Annotated in this window: 15 protein-coding genes; 12 read left to right on the top strand and 3 right to left on the bottom strand. The window is 62.3% G+C overall.

All coding sequences use genetic code 11. The features are described 5' to 3' along the window. The first annotated feature begins 34 nt into the window (after positions 1-34). The 6 genes from FQ668_RS00780 (at position 35) to FQ668_RS00805 (ending at position 8295) form a co-directional block, all read left to right on the top strand. On the top strand, positions 35-565 hold the full coding sequence (locus tag FQ668_RS00780) for a DUF5943 domain-containing protein (protein ID WP_003255698.1): 531 nt from the start codon (positions 35-37) through the stop codon (positions 563-565). Positions 566-580: 15 nt separating this feature from the next. Further along, positions 581-2641 (top strand): dimethylglycine demethylation protein DgcA, encoded by a 2061-nt coding sequence (gene dgcA / locus FQ668_RS00785; protein ID WP_003255697.1) that lies wholly within the window; start codon positions 581-583, stop codon positions 2639-2641. 178 nt (positions 2642-2819) lie between these two features. Further along, the gene (dgcB, locus tag FQ668_RS00790) at positions 2820-4772 is read left to right on the top strand and encodes a dimethylglycine demethylation protein DgcB (RefSeq protein ID WP_004575952.1); all 1953 of its coding nucleotides are present in this window, start codon (positions 2820-2822) and stop codon (positions 4770-4772) included. After that, the gene (locus FQ668_RS00795) at positions 4772-6004 is read left to right on the top strand and encodes an electron transfer flavoprotein subunit alpha/FixB family protein (RefSeq protein WP_014589384.1); all 1233 of its coding nucleotides are present in this window, start codon (positions 4772-4774) and stop codon (positions 6002-6004) included. The genes dgcB and FQ668_RS00795 overlap by 1 nt, the downstream gene beginning before the upstream one ends. Before the next feature lie 10 nt (positions 6005-6014). After that, entirely contained in the window at positions 6015-6785 is a 771-nt protein-coding gene (locus FQ668_RS00800; protein ID WP_003255694.1) for an electron transfer flavoprotein subunit beta, read from the top strand. Positions 6786-7443: 658 nt separating this feature from the next. Beyond that, positions 7444-8295, top strand: a complete 852-nt coding sequence (locus FQ668_RS00805; RefSeq protein ID WP_256590442.1) for an RHS repeat-associated core domain-containing protein — start codon at positions 7444-7446, stop codon at positions 8293-8295. 43 nt (positions 8296-8338) lie between these two features. Here FQ668_RS00805 and gbcA read toward each other — a convergent pair whose 3' ends face one another. Continuing rightward, positions 8339-9631, bottom strand: coding sequence for a glycine-betaine demethylase subunit GbcA (gene gbcA, locus FQ668_RS00810; protein ID WP_014589386.1), 1293 nt, complete (start codon positions 9629-9631; stop codon positions 8339-8341). 295 nt (positions 9632-9926) lie between these two features. Between gbcA and gbcB the strand changes: the two genes are divergently transcribed. Then, positions 9927-11027: a glycine-betaine demethylase subunit GbcB gene (gene gbcB, locus FQ668_RS00820; RefSeq protein WP_014589387.1), complete on the top strand. Its 1101-nt coding sequence runs from the start codon at positions 9927-9929 to the stop codon at positions 11025-11027. A gap of 108 nt (positions 11028-11135) precedes the next feature. Here the strand turns inward: gbcB and FQ668_RS00825 are convergent, their stop codons facing one another. Next, the gene (locus tag FQ668_RS00825) at positions 11136-12761 is read right to left on the bottom strand and encodes a methyl-accepting chemotaxis protein (RefSeq protein ID WP_003255688.1); all 1626 of its coding nucleotides are present in this window, start codon (positions 12759-12761) and stop codon (positions 11136-11138) included. 266 nt (positions 12762-13027) lie between these two features. Here FQ668_RS00825 and FQ668_RS00830 point away from each other — a divergent pair, with 266 nt between their 5' ends. From FQ668_RS00830 to mcpH, 3 genes are all read left to right on the top strand, one after another. Further along, complete coding sequence (locus tag FQ668_RS00830; RefSeq protein WP_003255686.1) at positions 13028-13258, top strand: hypothetical protein; 231 nt, start codon at positions 13028-13030, stop codon at positions 13256-13258. Next, positions 13255-13557, top strand: coding sequence for a cell division protein ZapA (locus tag FQ668_RS00835; protein WP_003255684.1), 303 nt, complete (start codon positions 13255-13257; stop codon positions 13555-13557). The genes FQ668_RS00830 and FQ668_RS00835 overlap by 4 nt, the downstream gene beginning before the upstream one ends. 181 nt (positions 13558-13738) lie before the next feature. Beyond that, positions 13739-15676, top strand: coding sequence for a methyl-accepting chemotaxis protein McpH (gene mcpH, locus FQ668_RS00840; protein ID WP_014589388.1), 1938 nt, complete (start codon positions 13739-13741; stop codon positions 15674-15676). 32 nt (positions 15677-15708) lie between these two features. On the opposite strand, the gene FQ668_RS00845 is transcribed toward mcpH, so the two are convergent. After that, on the bottom strand, positions 15709-16749 hold the full coding sequence (locus FQ668_RS00845) for a low specificity L-threonine aldolase (protein WP_014589389.1): 1041 nt from the start codon (positions 16747-16749) through the stop codon (positions 15709-15711). A gap of 324 nt (positions 16750-17073) precedes the next feature. On the opposite strand from FQ668_RS00845, the gene FQ668_RS00855 reads away from it, so the two are divergent. Next, positions 17074-18327 (top strand): serine hydroxymethyltransferase, encoded by a 1254-nt coding sequence (locus FQ668_RS00855; protein ID WP_003255681.1) that lies wholly within the window; start codon positions 17074-17076, stop codon positions 18325-18327. A gap of 15 nt (positions 18328-18342) precedes the next feature. After that, on the top strand, positions 18343-19593 hold the full coding sequence (locus tag FQ668_RS00860; RefSeq protein ID WP_003255680.1) for a sarcosine oxidase subunit beta family protein: 1251 nt from the start codon (positions 18343-18345) through the stop codon (positions 19591-19593). Positions 19594-19595: the final 2 nt, after the last annotated feature.

Here is a 19595-nt window from a genome sequence, read left to right on the forward strand (position 1 = left end):
GCACCCACAAAAAATTTAATGGAGTTGAGTTTCCATGGCCAAAATCGCCCCGCAATTGCCAATCGAAGTCGACAGCGAGACCGGTGTCTGGACCAGCGACGCCTTGCCGATGCTGTATGTGCCTCGGCATTTCTTCGTCAATAACCATATGGGCATCGAGGAAGTGCTGGGCGCCGACGCCTATGCCGAGATCCTCTACAAGGCTGGCTACAAGTCTGCCTGGCACTGGTGTGAAAAAGAGGCCGAGTGCCATGGCCTGGAAGGCGTGGCGGTGTTCGAGCACTACATGAAGCGCCTGAGCCAGCGTGGCTGGGGCCTGTTCGAGATCCAGGATATCGACCTGGATAAAGGTACCTGCAGCGTCAAGCTCAAGCACTCTGCGTTCGTGTACGTCTATGGCAAGTGTGGCCGCAAGGTCGACTACATGTTCACCGGCTGGTTCGCTGGCGCGATGGACCAGATTCTCGCTGCCCGCGGCAGCAAGATCCGCACCGTGGCCGAGCAGGTCTATGGCGGGTCGGAAGAAGGCCACGAAGATGGCCTGTTCGTTACAAAGCCGTTGTAAGCCGGAGATAGCGTCATGGCATTCGAAGCAATGTTCCAGCCGATCCAGATCGGCAAACTGACCATCCGCAACCGTGTGCTCAGCACCGCGCATGCCGAGGTCTACGCCACTGACGGCGGCATGACGACCGACCGCTATGTGAAGTACTACGAAGAGAAGGCCAAGGGCGGCATCGGCCTGGCCATCTGTGGCGGCTCGTCGGTGGTGGCCATCGACAGCCCGCAGGAATGGTGGGCATCGGTCAACCTGTCGACCGACCGCATCATCCCGCACTTCCAGAACCTTGCCGACGCCATGCACAAGCATGGCGCCAAGATCATGATCCAGATTACCCACATGGGCCGTCGCTCGCGCTGGGACGGCTTCAACTGGCCGACGCTGATGTCGCCATCGGGCATTCGCGAACCTGTGCACCGCGCCACCTGCAAAACCATCGAGGTGGAAGAGATTTGGCGGGTAATCGGCAACTACGCGCAGGCTGCGCGTCGCGCCAAAGAGGGCGGCCTGGACGGCGTGGAATTGTCGGCAGTGCACCAGCACATGATCGACCAGTTCTGGAGCCCACGGGTCAACAAGCGTACCGACGAATGGGGCGGCACCTTTGAAGGCCGCATGAAATTCGGCCTGGAAGTATTGAAAGCCGTACGCGCCGAAGTGGGTGACGACTTCTGCGTGGGCATGCGTATCTGTGGTGACGAGTTCCACCCTGATGGCCTCAGCCACGAGGACATGAAGCAGATCGCTGCCTACTACGACGCCACCGGCATGCTCGACTTCATCGGCGTGGTCGGCTCGGGTTGCGATACCCACAACACCCTGGCCAACGTCATCCCCAACATGAGCTACCCGCCGGAGCCGTTCCTGCACCTGGCGGCCGGTATCAAGGAAGTGGTCAAGGTCCCGGTGCTGCACGCGCAGAACATCAAAGACCCGAACCAGGCCACGCGCATTCTTGAAGGCGGCTACGTGGACATGGTCGGCATGACCCGTGCGCATATGGCCGACCCGCACCTGATCGCCAAGATCAAGATGGGCCAGATCGACCAGATCAAGCAGTGCGTCGGTGCCAACTACTGCATCGACCGCCAGTACCAGGGCCTGGATGTGCTGTGCATCCAGAACGCCGCGACCTCCCGTGAATACATGGGGGTGCCGCACATCATCGAAAAAACCACCGGCGTCAAGCGCAAGGTGGTGGTGGTTGGCGCAGGCCCTGCCGGCATGGAAGCGGCCCGCGTGGCTGCTGAACGCGGCCACGACGTAACTCTGTTCGAGAAGAGGGACCAGATTGGCGGGCAGATCACCATCGCCGCCAAGGCACCGCAGCGTGACCAGATTGCCGGTATCACCCGCTGGTACCAGCTTGAACTGGCTCGCCTGAAAGTCGACTTGCGCCTTGGCACCGCCGCTGATGTGGCTGCCATCCAGGACCTGCGCCCGGACGTCATCGTGCTGGCGGTAGGTGGGCACTCGTTCCTGGAGCAGAATGAGCACTGGGGCGCCGCTGAAGGGCTGGTGGTCAGCAGCTGGGATGTGCTCGATGGCAAGGTAGCGCCGGGCAAGAACGTGTTGGTGTACGACACCATCTGCGAATTCACCGGTATGTCGGTAGCTGACTTCATCGCTGACAAAGGCAGCCAGGTCGAGATCGTCACCGACGATATCAAGCCAGGCGTGGCCATGGGTGGTACTACCTTCCCCACCTACTACCGCAGCATGTACCCCAAAGAAGTGATCATGACCGGCGACATGATGCTGGAAAAGGTCTACCGCGAAGGCGACAAGCTGGTTGCGGTACTGGAGAACGAATACACCGGCGCCAAGGAAGAGCGCGTGGTCGATCAAGTCGTGGTTGAGAACGGTGTGCGCCCTGACGAAGAGCTGTACTACGCGCTCAAGGAAGGTTCGCGCAACAAGGGCCAGATCGACGTGGAGGCGCTGTTCGCCATCAAGCCACAGCCGATCCTGAGCCAGCCGGGCGAAGGCTACCTGCTGTACCGCATCGGCGACTGCGTGGCCCAGCGCAACGTGCATGCGGCGATCTACGACGCCTTGCGCCTGTGCAAGGACTTCTGATCGTTAACAGTCGCCGCCATCGGGCGCGATCCCTGTAGGAGCGGGTTTACCCGCGAATGCGTCAGCACTGACAACACTGTTGCCTGACCGGACGCATTCGCGGGTGAGCCCGCTCCTACATGGGGCCAGTCTCGCCCTCTGGTCGGCGCAAGAATCCAGCTGTTTGTGGGAGTCTCCCATGTTGAACACCCTTCTACCCATCCTGCTGTTCGCTGCCCTTGGCCTGGCAGTGCTCGGTGCCTTGCGCCGGGTGCGCATGTGGCGCCGTGGCCGGCCGTCCAAGGTCAACCTGATCGGCGGCCTGCTGGCCATGCCGCGCCGCTACCTGGTGGACCTGCACCACGTGGTTGAGCGCGACAAATACATGTCCAAGACCCACGTGGCCACTGCGGGCGGCTTTGTGCTGTCTGCTGTCCTGGCCATTCTGGTGCATGGTTTTGGCCTGCAGAGCAAGATCCTCGGCTACGCACTGCTGGTGGCTACGGTGATCATGTTCACCGGTGCGATCTTTGTCTTCAAACGCCGCCTCAACCCGCCTTCTCGCCTGTCCAAGGGCCCGTGGATGCGCCTGCCGAAGAGTTTGCTGGCGTTCGCCGTGAGCTTCTTCATTGCCACCCTGCCGGTCGCCGGTATCCTGCCGGCCAACACCGGTGGCTGGGTGATGGTCGCCGTTCTGGGCCTGGGCGTGCTGTGGGGTGTGTCGGAGCTGTTCTTTGGCATGACCTGGGGCGGCCCGATGAAGCACGCCTTCGCCGGTGCCTTGCACCTGGCCTGGCACCGCCGTGCCGATCGCTTCGGCGGCGGCCGCTCCACCGGCCTCAAGCCGCTGGACCTGGAAGACCCGAACGCTCCCCTTGGCGTGGAAAAGCCGGTGGACTTCACCTGGAACCAGCTGCTGGGCTTCGATGCCTGCGTGCAGTGCGGTAAATGTGAAGCCATGTGCCCGGCCTTTGCCGCTGGCCAGCCGCTGAACCCGAAAAAACTCATCCAGGACATGGTCATCGGCCTTGCCGGTGGCACTGACGCGCAATTCGCCGGTAGCCCATACCCTGGCAAACCGATCGGCGAACACGGCGGCAATCCACACCAGCCGATCGTCAATGGCCTGGTCGACGCCGAGACGCTGTGGTCCTGCACCACCTGCCGTGCCTGCGTCGAGGAGTGCCCGATGATGATCGAGCACGTCGATGCCATCGTCGACATGCGCCGCCACCTCACCCTGGAAAAGGGCGCCACCCCGAACAAGGGCGCCGAGGTGCTGGACAACCTGATCGCCACCGACAACCCTGGCGGCTTCGCCCCCGGCGGGCGCATGAACTGGGCTGCCGACCTTAACCTGCGGCTGCTGTCTGAAGTGAAAGCGACCGAAGTGTTGTTCTGGGTCGGTGATGGTGCCTTCGACATGCGTAACCAGCGTACTTTGCGTTCGTTTGTCAAAGTGTTGAAAGCCTCGGGTGTGGACTTCGCCGTACTCGGCCTGGAAGAGCGCGACAGCGGCGACGTGGCGCGCCGCCTGGGCGATGAGGCGACCTTCCAGCAACTGGCCAAGCGCAACATCCAGACCCTGGCCAAGTACAAGTTCCAGCGCATCGTCACCTGCGATCCGCACAGCTTCCATGTGCTGAAGAACGAATACGGCGCCCTGGGCGGTGACTACCAGGTGCAGCACCACAGCACCTACATCGCCGAACTGATCGCGGCCAAGAAGCTCAACCTTGGTCAGCACAAGGGCGGCAGCGTCACCTACCACGATCCGTGCTACCTGGGCCGCTACAACGGCGAGTACGAGGCCCCGCGCGAAGTGCTCAAGGCGCTGGGTATCGAGGTGCGCGAGATGCAGCGCTCGGGCTTCCGTTCCCGTTGCTGCGGTGGTGGTGGCGGTGCGCCGATCACTGACATCCCTGGCAAGCAGCGTATTCCCGATATGCGCATGGACGACATCCGTGAGACCGAGGCCGAGCTGGTAGCCGTGGGTTGCCCGCAGTGCACTGCCATGCTTGAAGGCGTGGTGGAACCGCGCCCGCAGATCAAGGACCTGGCTGAACTGGTGGCCGACGTGCTGATCGAAGAGGACGCATCCACTGTCCCAAAGCCGCAAACGGCTAAACGTGAACCTGCGGAGGTGCACTGATGAGCGACATTATCCGCCGCGACCCACGCGCCGAGTGGATCGCCCGTAACCGTCTGCACCCGCTGCATGCCGCGATGCAGACGCAGCAGACCAGCTGGATGGGGCCTAACGGCATCATCCGCAAGAACCCACATGCAATTGCCGCGGGCTTTGTCGGCCCGGCCGGCATCAAGCGCATCGACCGCAGCGGCGCCCAGCAGGGCACCGGCGCGGGCGGGCGGCGCACGGCAGCAGCCGAGGTCAAGTTGCCCCTGCACCAGGTGGCGGCGCCGGCGTTCTACATTGCCGTCGTGCCGGACATGGTTGGCGGCCGCCTGAGCAGCCACGACCGCGACCTGCTTGGCCTGGCCCACAGCCTGGCCGGCAGCGACGGGGCGGTGCTGGCCGTGGTGTTCAACGAGCACAAGGAAAGCAACTTTTCCACAGCCGGTGTCGACCGCCTCCTGGTTATCGAAGGCGAGGCCTTTGAAGGTTATGCACCGGAGCAACTGGTGCAAGGCCTGCGGGCTGTGGATAACCAGTTCGCGCCGCGCCACTGGCTGCTGCCCGACAGCCGCACCGGTGGCGGTGAACTGGGTCGGCGCCTGGGCGCCGCGCTGGGCGAGCGCCCGGCAACGCGGGTATGGCAGGTCAAGGACGGCCAGTGCATCGGCCGCGCCGGTGCCGGCCAGCAAGACCTGCAACGCGCCGTGCCGCGCCTGATCCTGGCGGCGGCCGAGTGCGCCGAGCCGGTCAGCGAAACCCGTCACGAAGCGCTGCCGGTGGAGTTGTCCACAAGCGTGGTACGCAGCCTGCCGCGCATCGAAGACCTTGGCTCGGTGGCCGTCGACCCGGCCACCATTGCCATGGCCGAAGCGGAGTTCATCGTCTCGGGCGGCAACGGAGTCAAGGACTGGGACCTGTACCACAAGGCCACCGCAGCCCTCGGCGCTACCGAAGGTGCCTCGCGGGTGGCAGTGGACGATGGCTTTATGCCGCGCAACCGCCAGGTGGGGGCAACCGGCACCTGGGTTACCGCGCGTGTATACGTGGCTGTGGGTATCTCGGGCGCGATCCAGCACCTGCAGGGTATCGGTGCCTGCGACAAGGTGGTGGCGATCAACATGGACCCGGGCTGCGACATGATCAAACGGGCTGACCTGTCGGTGATTGGCGACAGCTCGGCGATTCTCAAGGCGCTGATCGAGGCTGTGGACAACTACCGCAGCGGCGGCCAGCGCGACGCGGCATAAGGGCACGAGCATGAGTACGAAAGTGATCAGCCTGGTTTCCATTGGTGCCCACCCCAGCTCTGGCCGCGCCCGCCGCGCCGAGCAGGATGCCCGTGCCGTGGAGCTGGGTTTGCAGCTGGCTGGGGATAACTTGCAGGTGGTGCATGCGGGCGATCCACAGGAAGAGGCCTTGCGCGCTTACCTGGGCATGGGCCTGGACCACCTCGATGTGCTGGAGCAACCGGCCGGGGCCGATGTGCTGGGCGTGCTGGGCGATTATCTGCGCGACGCCGGGGCCCAACTGGTGCTGACTGGCAGCCAGGCCGAGACTGGCGAGGGGTCGGGCATGTTGCCGTTCCTGCTGGCCGAAAAGCTCGGCTGGCCGCTGATTGTCGGGTTGGCTGAGGTGGAGTCGATCGACAACGGCACCGCGCAGGTGTTGCAGGCTCTGCCGCGTGGTCAGCGGCGTCGCTTGAAGGTGCGTCTGCCATTGCTGGCGACTGTGGATAACGCTGCGCCCAAGCCGCGCCAGAGTGCTTTTGGGCCTGCGCGTCGGGGGGTATTGGCGGCGCGTAACGTGGCCATTGTCGAAGATGAGCTGTTGGCTGAAGCCGAGCTGCAACCGGCCCGTCCAAGGCCCAAGCGCTTGAAGGTGATCAAGGCCAAGAGTGGCGCCGACCGCATGAAGGCCGCGACGGCCAAGGCCAGTGGCGGTGGTGGCAAGGTGCTGAAGGACGTTTCGCCGCAGGAAGGCGCTGAGGCGATCCTCAAGTTGCTGGTGGAAGAGGGCGTATTGCGCTGAGTCCCGTGGGGGCGGCCTGTGTGACGCGATGGGCCGCTTGGCAGCCCCCTGACAATCCTGAGGCAGAATCCAGATCCTGGGGCCGCGCTGCGGCCCCTGCGACACAATCCATAGCCCAGTTCCCTGTGCATAAGTTATTCATTTCCCCCGTCACATGCCTGGATTCCAGCAAACTGGACGAACTGTCAGGTACGCTCCGTTTTGCCCACGGAATCTGTTCGCCAAGGTGTGGATAAATTGTTGGTGCATGGCTAGGAGCCTTATATAACGGCGCTTACACGGTTTAGATCATAAAATGATCAGCTTCCGTCGGCTTCGCCTGAGGCGGTCAATGCTGGTTCTTGTCGGGGCTTTCCCACAATCTCTGTTAGCCGCTCTGTGGATAATCTGTTTGAGAGCGGCTGTAGGCCCCGCCGTTCCTGTCTTCGAATGCTTTGATCAGAAAACAGCCAATCGGGCTCTAACACTGCTCTGGCATACGTTCTTGGTGAGTGCAGGTAAAAACTCAGGATCACCCAAGTCAAAACCTGTGAATAAGTACCAAGAACCTATCATTTCTATCAGTTAGCAGTCCTGTTTCAGGCGAGTAGAATGAGCGATCACTATCGGCTGAGCGTTCATCATGCATGGCATGCTGCAACCCGTTATCCCTACCCATATGGGCGGGATTCCAAGGTCGTATTCAGCATACGGGGCCTATGCTGGTGCAAGGAATATTGCCTTCGCCGGGCAGATGGTCGATCGCCTGACGGGTTGCTATCACCTGGGCAACGGCCGGCGAACCTACAACCCTGTGCTGATGCGCTTTCACTCTGCCGACTCACTCAGCCCTTTCTCAGATGGTGGGCTGAATGCCTATGCCTATTGTAATGGCGACCCGATCAACCGGGTCGACCCCAGTGGCGCTTACCCGGTCACCTCCGCCCGCAACCGGGTCGACGTGATTAGCCCGGCGATCAGTGGCATAAGCATGTTTTCAAGTTCGGTGACGCTGGGCGGGGCTGTCGCACGAACGGCCAGAAACGTGGTCGCCGACCTGCAAAGCCAGCATTCCGGTGCGGAATATACCGCGCCGAGCCTAAGATCCCGGATTGGTAATACTAGCCTTTTCTACACAGGAGTAATGGGGGTTGCAGGCACCGCAATGAGCGGAGTCGAACAAGGGTGGATTGGTAATGTACTGACCAGTCACGGCCGTCGCCTGGGGCTGGGCAACGCAATTGGGAACATCAGCGGTGGCTTGTTCTCCAACGCCGAGGCGGCACAGGCTGTATGGAGGGGGGTAGGACAGCCCGGAGTGTCGGGGGTAAGGGTAGCCTGGGAGACGGTCTATGAAGTCACCGGTGTGCGGATGGTTTTCGAAGGGGCTTCGTACGTGTGGGGCAGAAGCATGGCACTAGGGGCCAGGATCGCTTCGGCAGGTCGAGCAGCTGCGGATGCGTGGCGTCGCTGGGGTACTGAACCCAGTGCGCCGCCTCAGTCTCCGAATCGGGACATAAGGCGACCATAAACCCACTGGCACGGCAATTTGCCGTGCCAGTGGGTGGTACGGGTTACTGCGCCTGCACTTCCTTCAGATACGGCGCAGGCTCTGCTCCCAGGTTGTTCAGTAGCCGCCCGCTGTACCAGTCAATGAAGTTCACCACACCAAACTCGTAAGTCTTCGAATACGGGCCAGGCTGGTACGCCGTGGAGTTGATCCCACGCTGATTCTCTTCCGCCAGACGGCGGTCCTGGTCGTTGGTGGCGTCCCACACCTTGCGCATGTTCTCGGGGTTGTAGTCCACACCTTCGACGGCATCCTTGTGCACCAGCCACTTGGTGGTGACCATGGTCTCCTGGGCGCTGATCGGCCACACGGTGAACACGATCATGTGGTCGCCCATGCAGTGGTTCCACGAGTGCGGCAGGTGCAGGATGCGCATCGAGCCAAGGTCCGGGTTCTTGATGCGACCCATCAGCTTCTGGCAGGCCTGCTTGCCGTCCATGGTCATCGACACGGTGCCCTTGAGCAGCGGCATGCGCACGATGCGGTTACGCAGGCCGTGGCTCTTGTGCAGGTACGGGATCTTCTCGGCTTCCCAGGCAGCGGCGGAGGCGGCCACGTGGTCCTTGAATTCCTGGCTGGCGCGCGGGTCGTTGGTGTCGTCCCACTCCAGCAGGGTTTGCAGCAGTTCCGGGTGCGAACCGTTGCAGTGGTAGCACTCGCGGTTGTTTTCCAGCACCAGTTTCCAGTTGGCCTTTTCCATCAAGGTGGTTTGCACCGCCACCTTGGTGTTCTCCATGTCGTACGGTTCCATGTAATGGTCCAGCGTGGCCAGGAACTCGTCGATGGCAGGCGGGTTTTCCGCCAGGCTGATGAAGATGTAGCCGCCGGCAACCTTCACGTTCACGGGCTTGAGGCCGTACTGGTTCATATCGAAGTCAGCACCCATCTCGGTGCCGGCGAACAGCAGGCGGCCGTCCAGCTCGTAAGTCCACTGGTGATATGGGCACACCAGTTTGGCCACCTTGCCTTTCTCGCTGACGCACAGGCGCGAGCCGCGGTGGCGGCAGACGTTGTGGAAGGCATGCACCTTGCCTTCGGCACCGCGCACCACAATGATCGGGTTCTTGCCGATCTGCAGGGTGATGTAGTTGCCCTTGGCCGGGATCTCGCAGGTCATGCCGGCGATCAACCATTCTTTATGGAAGATCTCCTGCATGTCGATCTGGAACAGACGCTCGTCGGTGTAGAAAGGCTGGGGCAGCGAGTAGGTGCGCTCGCGGGTCTGCAGCATCTCGGCGGTAGCCTTGCGTGCAGGTTCAAGTGGATCGCCCAGGCTCAGGGTTGCGGTGACGTCCATCGTGTATTCCTCGGGGCCGTATGCGGCCGGCAAAAGGTGGCTAATCGTTGTTGTGGTGCCGCAAGGCTGCTTCAGATAAAACAGCTAGTTCTTTTGCCGTGGAGTGTGCGTCCGAAGACGCCGCGAACCGTATCCATGGGCGACATGGCCGATTTGAATAACGACGCGCCAGCCCTTGTGCCACGGGGCTGGTCGCGATAAGCACGTCGATGTCGCAGGCAGGAATGTGCGTCGCCTTCAGCTTGCGCATTATCGCAGCCATGAAAAGGGCCATAGTCGGCCGCTGGAGATGAACATGTCCGATACCTTCCTCAATCCGGTCACTACCCAGACCTGGGCCAACGGCCGCCACATCGTGCGCTGCGTCAAGGTCATCCAGGAGACCTGGGACGTGCGCACCTTCTGCTTCATGGCCGACCAGCCGATCATGTTCTTCTTCAAGCCAGGGCAGTTCGTCACCCTGGAGCTGGAGATCGAAGGCAAGCCCGTGATGCGGTCCTACACCATCTCCAGTTCGCCGTCAGTGCCCTACAGCTTCTCTATCACCGTCAAGCGCGTGCCGGGCGGCTTGGTCTCCAACTTCCTGCACGACACCATGCACGAAGGCCTCGAGCTGCCGGTGCACGGCCCTGTGGGCCTTTTCAACGCCATCGACTTCCCGTCGGGCAAGGTGCTGTACCTGTCGGGTGGCGTGGGCATTACCCCGGTGATGTCGATGGCGCGCTGGTTCTACGACACCAACGCCAATGTCGACATGGTGTTCGTGCACAGCGCCCGTTCGCCGAAGGACATCATCTATCACCGCGAGCTGGAGCAGATGGCTTCGCGCATCCCCAACTTCAGCCTGCACATCATTTGCGAAAAGCATGGCCTGGGCGAGCCGTGGGCAGGTTACCGCGGTTACCTGAACCAGCGGCTGATGGAACTGATCGCGCCGGACTACATGGAGCGCGTGGTGTTCTGCTGCGGCCCGACGCCGTACATGACAGCGGTCAAGCGCCTGCTCGAAGCGGTCGGCTTCGACATGGCGAATTACCACGAGGAGTCGTTCGGCGCGACGCCGGCGGAAGCCAAGGCCGATGCCGTGGAGCACGCCGAGCAGGCGGCCGATGCACCTGAGCTGGACGTTTCCGACCTCAATCTGGTGGAGTTCATCGGCAGCGAGAAAAGCATCCGCATCGCCCCGGGCGAGACCGTGCATGCGGCGGCAGCCAAGGTTGGCCTGATGATCCCGAAAGCCTGCGGCATGGGTATCTGCGGCACCTGCAAGGTGCTCAAGCTGGGCGGCGAGGTGGAGATGGAGCACAACGGCGGGATTACCGAAGAGGACGAAGCCGAGGGCTACATCCTGTCGTGCTGCAGCGTGCCGAAAGGGGATGTGCGGATCGATTACTGATCCAGTGGCCAGTCTGGATTCTTCGCGGGCACGCCCGCTCCCACAGGGTCATCGCTATCTTCAGGACTGCGGTGAACCTTGTGGGAGCGGGCGTGCCCGCGAATGCTTCTAGGTGCGGAACCGGGCTACCAGGCCATTGAGGTCTACCGCCAGGCGCGACAGCTCGGCACTCGCCGCGCTGGTCTGATGCGCCCCGGTAGCACTCTGCACCGACAGGTCATTGATGTTCACCAGGTTGCGGTCCACTTCCCGCGCTACCTGGGCCTGCTCTTCGGCCGCACTGGCAATCACCAGGTTGCGCTCGTTGATCTGCGCCACCGCACCGGCGATGGTGTCCAGTGCCATGCCCGCGCCACGGGCGATGTTCAGTGTCGACTCCGCACGCTCGGTGCTGGTGCGCATCGATTCTACCGCCTCTTCCGTACCGCCCTGGATGCTGCCGATCATGCGCTCGATTTCGCTGGTCGACTGTTGTGTACGATGGGCCAATGCCCGCACTTCATCGGCGACCACGGCAAAACCACGGCCCGCTTCACCGGCCCGCGCGGCTTCGATGGCTGCGTTGAGCGCCAGCAGGTTGGTCTGGTCGGCCAGGCCACGGATCACGTCGAGCACCTTGCCAATGTCGCGCGACTGTTCTGCCAGGTGGGTAATCAGCTTGGCGGTGGCCTGCACATCACCACTCATGCGCTCGATCGCACCCACGGTTTCCATCACCAGGTCACGACCATCACCGGTGGAGCGGCTGGCTTCACTGGAGGCTTCTGAAGTGCTCACGGCATTGCGCGCCACTTCTTCCACCGCACTGGTCATTTCGGTGACTGCAGTGGCGGCCTGTTCAATCTCATTGTTCTGCTGCTGCAGGCCACGGGCACTTTCGTCGGTGACGGCATTCAACTCTTCTGCCGCTGAGGCCAGCTGGGTGGCGGAGCCGGCGATCTGCTGCAAGGTGTCGCGCAGCTTGTCCTGCATGCGCGCCATGGCGCGCAACAGCCGGGCGGCTTCGTCGGTGCCCTCTGCGCGGATGACGTGGGTCAGGTCGCCGTCGGCGACTTGCTCGGCGCATTTGAGTGCTTCTTCGATCGGCTTGACGATACTGCGGGTCAGCAGGAAAGCACAGGCGAAGGTCAGTACGGTGGCGGCAACCAGCAGGCCGATCACCAGAGCGAAAGCGCCGGCATACTGGTTGGCGGCTTTTTCGTTGGTGGCGCGAGTCTGGTCAGTGTTGATGCGTACCAAGGTGTCCATGACCTTGTTGATCTGCTCGGAGTTGGCCAGCAGGTCGCGGTTGAGCAGGTCACGCAATTCATCCAGGCGGTCGGCCTGGCTCAGTGTGCGCATGCGCGATTCCAACTGGCGGTACTGGTTGAGCAACTGACCGTACTGGTCGAATGCTGCCTGTTCGTCGGCGGCGACGATCATTGGCAGATAGGCCTGGCGTGCACGGTCGATCTGGCTGTTGCGCTGGTCCAGCAGATCGAGGGTATCGCGTTGGGTTGCCGGCTCGCGGTTTAGCAGCAGGCGGTAGGAAAGCGTGCGCATGCGCAGGTTCAGCGCGGTGAGTTCGTCGAGGATCTTGATGCTGGGCACGCTGACTTGCTCGATGGCAACGCCCGCCTGGCGGATGTTGCCCATCTGCACCAGGGAGAAGATACCAAGGCCGAGCATCAGCAGGCCGATGAGCGCGAAGCCGAGAAGCGCGCGCGGGGCGATATTCATGTTGCGTAGGGACATGGAGAGGAGGATCCAGGCAAGTGGGATAAGAGCGACAAAACATGACTTGCCGGGCTATCGGTCGTGACTGGCCAGTCTTGAATGCGACCGGGGAAAATGGTGCATCCGCTGACCTTTTCCTGACCGGCGGTTGATCCAGGTCGGAACAAGGGGTCGATTACCCTGTCAATCTGCGGGTTCGACACCTTATGAATCCGATATTTAATGGCGATAGGGCGCACTTTTCTTTATCGTGTGTGCCCCTCGCAACAACCTGAGATAGACCCATGCTGGAAGCTTCCCTGAATCAAATCGAGCAACTGGTCAGCGACCTGATGCAGAAAAACGCTCAACTCATCGAGCAGAACACCGCCCTTGGCCAGGAACTGGCCCAGGCCAAGGAAGAGAACGAAACCCTGCAGCTGTCGCTGATGGAGCAGGAAGAGAAGAACGGCGCTACCGCAGCACGCATCCAGGCCCTGGTCGAGCGCGCCAGCGCGGGCGTTGTTGGCGCATGAGACTGCAGGAGCAGCCGATCAATGTCGTGTCGATCCTCGGCATCGACTATTCGATCAAGGCGCCCGAAGGCCAGGAAGAAACCCTGGCCCAGGCGGTACGGATGCTCAACAAAGCCCTTAACGAGACCAAGCGTCAGTACCCGACCTTGATCGGTGACAAACTGCTGGTGCTGGCTGCCCTTAACCTGTGCTCCAAACAGGTCGAACTGCAGAAGGAGCATCAGCAGACCCTTGCGCGAACTCAAGCGCAGATCGACGCCACGGTGGATGCCATCGTGCGGACCATCGCTGAGCAATAAGGCCTTACACCGCCCCCCCGTAGGAGCGGGTTCACCCGCGAATGCGTCAGTGGCTTCAACACCGCATTCGCGGGTAAACCCGCTCCTCCACGGTGCATCTGATTGCTTCAGATCACTGGATTAACTGGATACGCAAGTGTATACACTTTCCGCAAAACAATAATGTACGGGGAGTAGGGGCATGCGTATCTGGCGTAAGAGCATCCAGTTGCAATTGATCACCAGCATGGGCGCTGCCCTGCTGGCGAGCATCCTGGTGGTGGTCATTATCTTCACCGTGGCGCTCAACCGCCTCACCGACCGCTACCTGGTCGACACTGCCCTGCCAGCCAGCATCGAGGCTATCCGCAACGACATCGAGCGCATGCTGGGCCAACCGTTGGTCGCTGCCGCGGACATTGCCGGTAACACCCTGCTGCGCGACTGGCTTGCTGCCGGTGAAGATCCCGCACAGGTACCCCAATTCATCGAATACCTGACCGCCGCCAAACAGCGCAACCACGCCTTTACTACGCTGTTTGCCTCGACTGAAACCGGCCACTACTACAACGAGAACGGCCTGGACCGCACCCTCAGCCGCAGCAACCCCAAGGACAAGTGGTTTTACGGTTACATCGACAGCGGCGCCGAACGGTTCATCAACATCGACATCGATGGTGCCACCGGCGAACTGGCTCTGTTCATCGACTATCGCGTGGAAAAGGAAGGCAAGCTGGTGGGTGTGGCCGGCATGGGCTTGCGCATGACCGAGTTATCGAAGCTGATCCACGACTTCAGCTTTGGCGAGCACGGCAAGGTATTCCTGGTGCGCAACGATGGCCTGATCCAGGTGCATCCCGATGCTGCTTTCAGTGGCAAGCGCCAGCTTGCCGAGCAGCTTGGCGCGGACGCAGCCAAAGGCGTCATGACCGGAGACGAGAGCCTGCGTAGCAGCCGCTTTAGCCGTGACGGTGAGCGCTACCTGGCGCTCGGCCTGCCGCTGCGCGACCTCAACTGGACCCTTGTGGCCGAAGTGCCAGAGTCAGAAATTTACGCGCAAATGCATCAGGCCGTCTGGCTGACCAGCCTGATCGGTGGCGCCGTAGCGTTGGTGTCACTGCTGTTGGTGGTACTGCTGGCGCGTGGCCTGGTGCGGCCGATCCGCCGCGTTACCGCCGCATTGGTTCAGATTGGCGGTGGGGCGGGTGATCTCAGCCATCGGCTGGACGATACGCGTCAGGATGAGCTGGGTGACCTGGCACGTGGTTTCAACCGCTTTCTGGACAGCCAACGCAGCCTGATCGGCGAGGTGTTGAGTACCTCCGAGCGGCTGCGGCGGGCCGTGGAGCAGGTAACCCAGGTGGTGGACAACACCGCCGAGCGTTCAGGGCGCCAGCAGGAGATGACCGAGATGGTCGCCACTGCTGTACACGAGATGGGCCTGACCGTGCAGGACATCGCCCGCAATGCCGGCGATGCGGCCCAGGCGTCCCAGTCGGCACGAGACGAGGCGTTGCAGGCCCGCGAGGTGGTGCAACGATCCATTCGTGGCATCGAGGGCATGTCGGGCGACATTGGCAAGGCGGCCGATGCGGTCAGCCAGCTGGCCGACGAAGTCGCCTCGGTCGATGAAGTGCTCGCGGTAATCCGCAGCATTTCCGAGCAAACCAACCTGCTCGCGCTGAACGCTGCCATCGAGGCCGCGCGGGCAGGGGAGATGGGGCGCGGGTTTGCTGTGGTGGCCGATGAAGTACGTACGCTGGCCCGGCGCACACAACTGTCCACCGATGAAGTGCAGCAGATGATCCAGCGCCTGAAGCTGGGTGCAGGTTCGGCGGTGAGTTCAATGCAGGCAGGGCAGCAGGCGACCGGCAGTGGTGTGGAGTCGAGCCAGCGCACCGGGGCATCGCTGAGCGCGATTACTGACCAGGTGGAGCACATCAGCGACATGAACCATCAGGTGGCCACGGCTACCGAGGAGCAGTCGGCGGTGACCGAGGAAATCAACCGCACGGTGCAGGGGATTTCCGATTTGGCGCGTGAGACGGCGGCGGAGGTTCGAGGGTGCCGCGAGGAGTGCCAGGCGTTGCGTGGGTTGGCTGATGACCTGGCGCGGCAGATGGGTGGGTTCAGGCTCTAGATCGCCGGGCCGCAAGGCGGCCCGGCACTCGCTCAGCCCCCAATGATCGTGCGGATATCCGCCGCCAGCTCACGCACCCGCGCTTCTTCGGTATCCCAAGAGCACATGAAGCGCGCGCCACCGCTGCCGATAAAGGTATAGAAGCGCCAGCCCTTGCCCCGCAGCGCCTCGATGGCGTGCTCTGGCATTTGCAGGAACACCCCGTTGGCCTCCACCGGGAACATCAGCTCTACTCCCGGCAGGTCACTGACCAGCGATGCCAGCAGTTGCGCGCAATGATTGGCGTGGTTGCCATGGCGTAACCAGGCGCCATCTTCCAGCAGCCCGACCCATGGCGCCGACAGAAAGCGCATTTTCGACGCCAGTTGCCCGGCCTGCTTGCAGCGATAATCGAAGTCTTCGGCCAGCTGGCGGTTGAAGAACAGAATCGCCTCGCCCACCGCCATGCCGTTCTTGGTGCCGCCAAAGCACAGCACATCCACACCGGCCTTCCAGGTCAGTTCTGCCGGGCTGCAGCCCAGGAACGCACAGGCATTGGTAAAGCGTGCGCCGTCCATGTGCAGGTTCAGGCCCAGCTCCTTGCAGGTGGCGCTGATCGCCTTCAGCTCGTCGGGGCGGTACACCGTGCCCACTTCGGTAGCCTGGGTAATGGTCACCACGCGCGGCTTGGGGTAGTGGATATCCTGGCGTTTGAGCGCCACTTCGCGGATCGACTGTGGCGTCAGCTTGCCGTTGACGCTGGCCGCGGTCAGCAGCTTGGAGCCGTTGGAGAAAAACTCCGGTGCACCGCATTCGTCGGTTTCGACGTGGGCGGTCTCGGAGCAGATCACGCTGTGATAGCTCTGGCACAGCGATGCCAGGGCCAGGGAGTTGGCCGCGGTGCCGTTGAAGGCGAAGAACACCTCGCAGTCGGTTTCGAACAGATTGCGGAAGTACTCCGATGCACGCTCGGTCCACTGGTCGTCGCCGTAGGCGCGGTCGTGGCCGCGGTTGGCTTTCTCCATCGCCGCCCAGGCTTCGGGGCAGATGCCGGAATAATTGTCGCTGGCGAATTGTTGGCTCTTGTCTGTCATGGCACGGTCCTGTGAACGACGCAGATCAGCACTCTAAACCATCGATTCAGCACTTGCCTATACAACCCGTGCAGCGATTTCTGTTCATTACTGTGCCGGCCTCTTCGCGGGCACGCCCGTTCCCACAATGGTCCTGCAAACGCCAATCACTGTGGGAGCGGGCGCGCCCGCGAAGTGGCCCGCATGGGCGGCACAAAGAGAATGTCGTAAACGCGCCATTGCAAGGCGTGCGCAGGCATCTGACCTGAACCCGCCAGTCATAACATCGCCACAAAGGGCCACAGTGCCCCACGACAAAAAACGATCGCTGCCGGGAGATACACAATGTTCAGCAAGCAAGACCAGATCCAGGGTTACGACGATGCACTGCTGGCGGCGATGAATGCCGAAGAACAACGCCAGGAAGATCACATCGAGCTGATCGCCTCGGAGAACTACACCAGCAAGCGCGTCATGCAGGCCCAAGGCAGCGGCCTGACCAACAAGTACGCCGAAGGCTACCCTGGCAAGCGTTACTACGGTGGCTGCGAGCACGTAGACAAGGTAGAAGCCCTGGCCATCGAGCGCGCCAAGCAGCTGTTCGGTGCCGACTACGCAAACGTCCAGCCGCACTCCGGCTCGTCGGCCAACGGCGCGGTCTACCTGGCCCTGCTGCAAGCCGGTGACACCATCCTGGGCATGAGCCTGGCCCACGGTGGCCACCTGACCCACGGCGCCAAAGTGTCGTCCTCGGGCAAACTGTACAACGCAGTCCAGTACGGCATCGACACCAACACCGGCCTGATCGACTATGACGAAGTCGAGCGCCTGGCGGTCGAGCACAAGCCGAAAATGATCGTTGCCGGTTTCTCGGCCTACTCCAAGACCCTCGACTTCCCACGCTTCCGCGCCATCGCCGACAAGGTGGGCGCACTGCTGTTCGTCGACATGGCCCACGTTGCCGGCCTGGTTGCCGCTGGCCTGTACCCGAACCCGATCCCGTTCGCCGACGTGGTCACCACCACTACCCACAAGACCCTGCGCGGTCCGCGTGGCGGTCTGATCCTGGCCAAGTCGAACGAAGAGATCGAGAAAAAGCTGAACGCCGCTGTATTCCCGGGTGCCCAGGGTGGCCCGCTGATGCACGTGATCGCTGCCAAGGCGGTGTGCTTCAAGGAAGCGCTGGAGCCTGGATTCAAGGCATACCAGCAGCAAGTGATCGAGAACGCCCAGGCCATGGCCCAGGTGTTCATTGACCGTGGCTACGATGTGGTTTCCGGTGGCACCGACAACCACCTGTTCCTGGTCAGCCTGATCCGTCAGGGCCTGACTGGCAAAGACGCCGACGCCGCCCTGGGTCGTGCGCATATCACCGTCAACAAGAACGCCGTGCCGAACGACCCGCAGTCGCCGTTCGTCACTTCGGGCCTGCGTATCGGCACTCCGGCCGTCACCACCCGCGGCTTCAAGGTCGCTCAGTGCGTGGCCTTGGCTGGCTGGATTTGCGACATCCTCGACAACCTCGGTGACGCAGACGTCGAAGCCGATGTGGCGAAGAACGTCGCGGCCCTGTGCGCAGATTTCCCTGTCTACCGCTGAGTGGAGTCACACACCATGCAACGTTACTCGGGCTTCGGCCTTTTCAAGCACTCCCTCAGCCACCACGAAAACTGGCAGCGCATGTGGCGCACGCCAACCCCTAAAAAGGTTTACGACGTGGTCATTGTCGGCGGTGGCGGCCATGGCCTGGCCACGGCCTACTACCTGGCCAAAGAGCACGGCATCACCAACGTTGCCGTGATCGAGAAGGGCTACCTGGGCGGCGGCAACACCGCCCGTAACACCACCATCGTGCGTTCCAACTACCTGTGGGACGAGTCGGCGCACCTGTACGAGCACGCCATGAAGCTGTGGGAGGGCCTGTCCCAGGACCTCAACTACAACGTGATGTTCTCCCAGCGCGGTGTTTACAACCTGTGCCACACCCTGCAGGACATGCGTGACTCCGAGCGTCGGGTCAGCGCCAACCGCCTCAACGGCGTGGATGGCGAGCTGCTGAACACTGCCCAGGTTGCGGCCGAAATCCCGTACCTGGACTGCTCGAAGAACACCCGCTACCCGATCCTCGGCGCCACCGTACAGCGCCGTGGCGGCGTTGCCCGTCACGATGCCGTGGCCTGGGGCTTCGCCCGCGCTGCCGACGCCCTGGGCGTCGACCTGATCCAGCAAACCGAAGTGATCGGCTTCCGCAAGGAAAACGGCGCGGTCATCGGTGTGGAAACCAACAAGGGCTTCATCGGCGCCAAGCGCGTCGGCGTGGTCACCGCCGGTAACTCCGGGCACATGGCCAAGCTGGCCGGCTTCCGCTTGCCGCTGGAATCGCACCCGCTGCAAGCACTGGTATCCGAGCCGATCAAGCCGATCATCGACAGCGTGATCATGTCCAACGCCGTACACGGCTACATCAGCCAGTCCGACAAGGGCGACCTGGTGATCGGTGCCGGTATCGACGGCTGGGTCGGCTACGGCCAGCGCGGTTCGTACCCGGTGATCGAGCACACCCTGCAGGCCATCGTCGAGATGTTCCCCAACCTGTCGCGTGTTCGCATGAACCGCCAGTGGGGCGGCATCGTAGACACCTCGCCGGACGCCTGCCCGATCATCACCAAAACCCCGGTCAAGAACATGTTCTTCAACTGCGGTTGGGGTACTGGCGGCTTCAAGGCGACCCCGGGCTCGGGCAACGTCTTTGCCGCGAGCCTGGCCAAGGGCGAAATGCACCCACTGGCCGCGCCGTTCTCCATGGACCGTTTCTACAACGGCGCACTGATCGACGAACACGGCGCCGCCGCCGTCGCCCACTAACC

This window comes from Pseudomonas sp. Kh14 (assembly GCF_900291005.1).
In the GTDB taxonomy this organism is placed as follows: domain Bacteria; phylum Pseudomonadota; class Gammaproteobacteria; order Pseudomonadales; family Pseudomonadaceae; genus Aquipseudomonas; species Aquipseudomonas alloputida.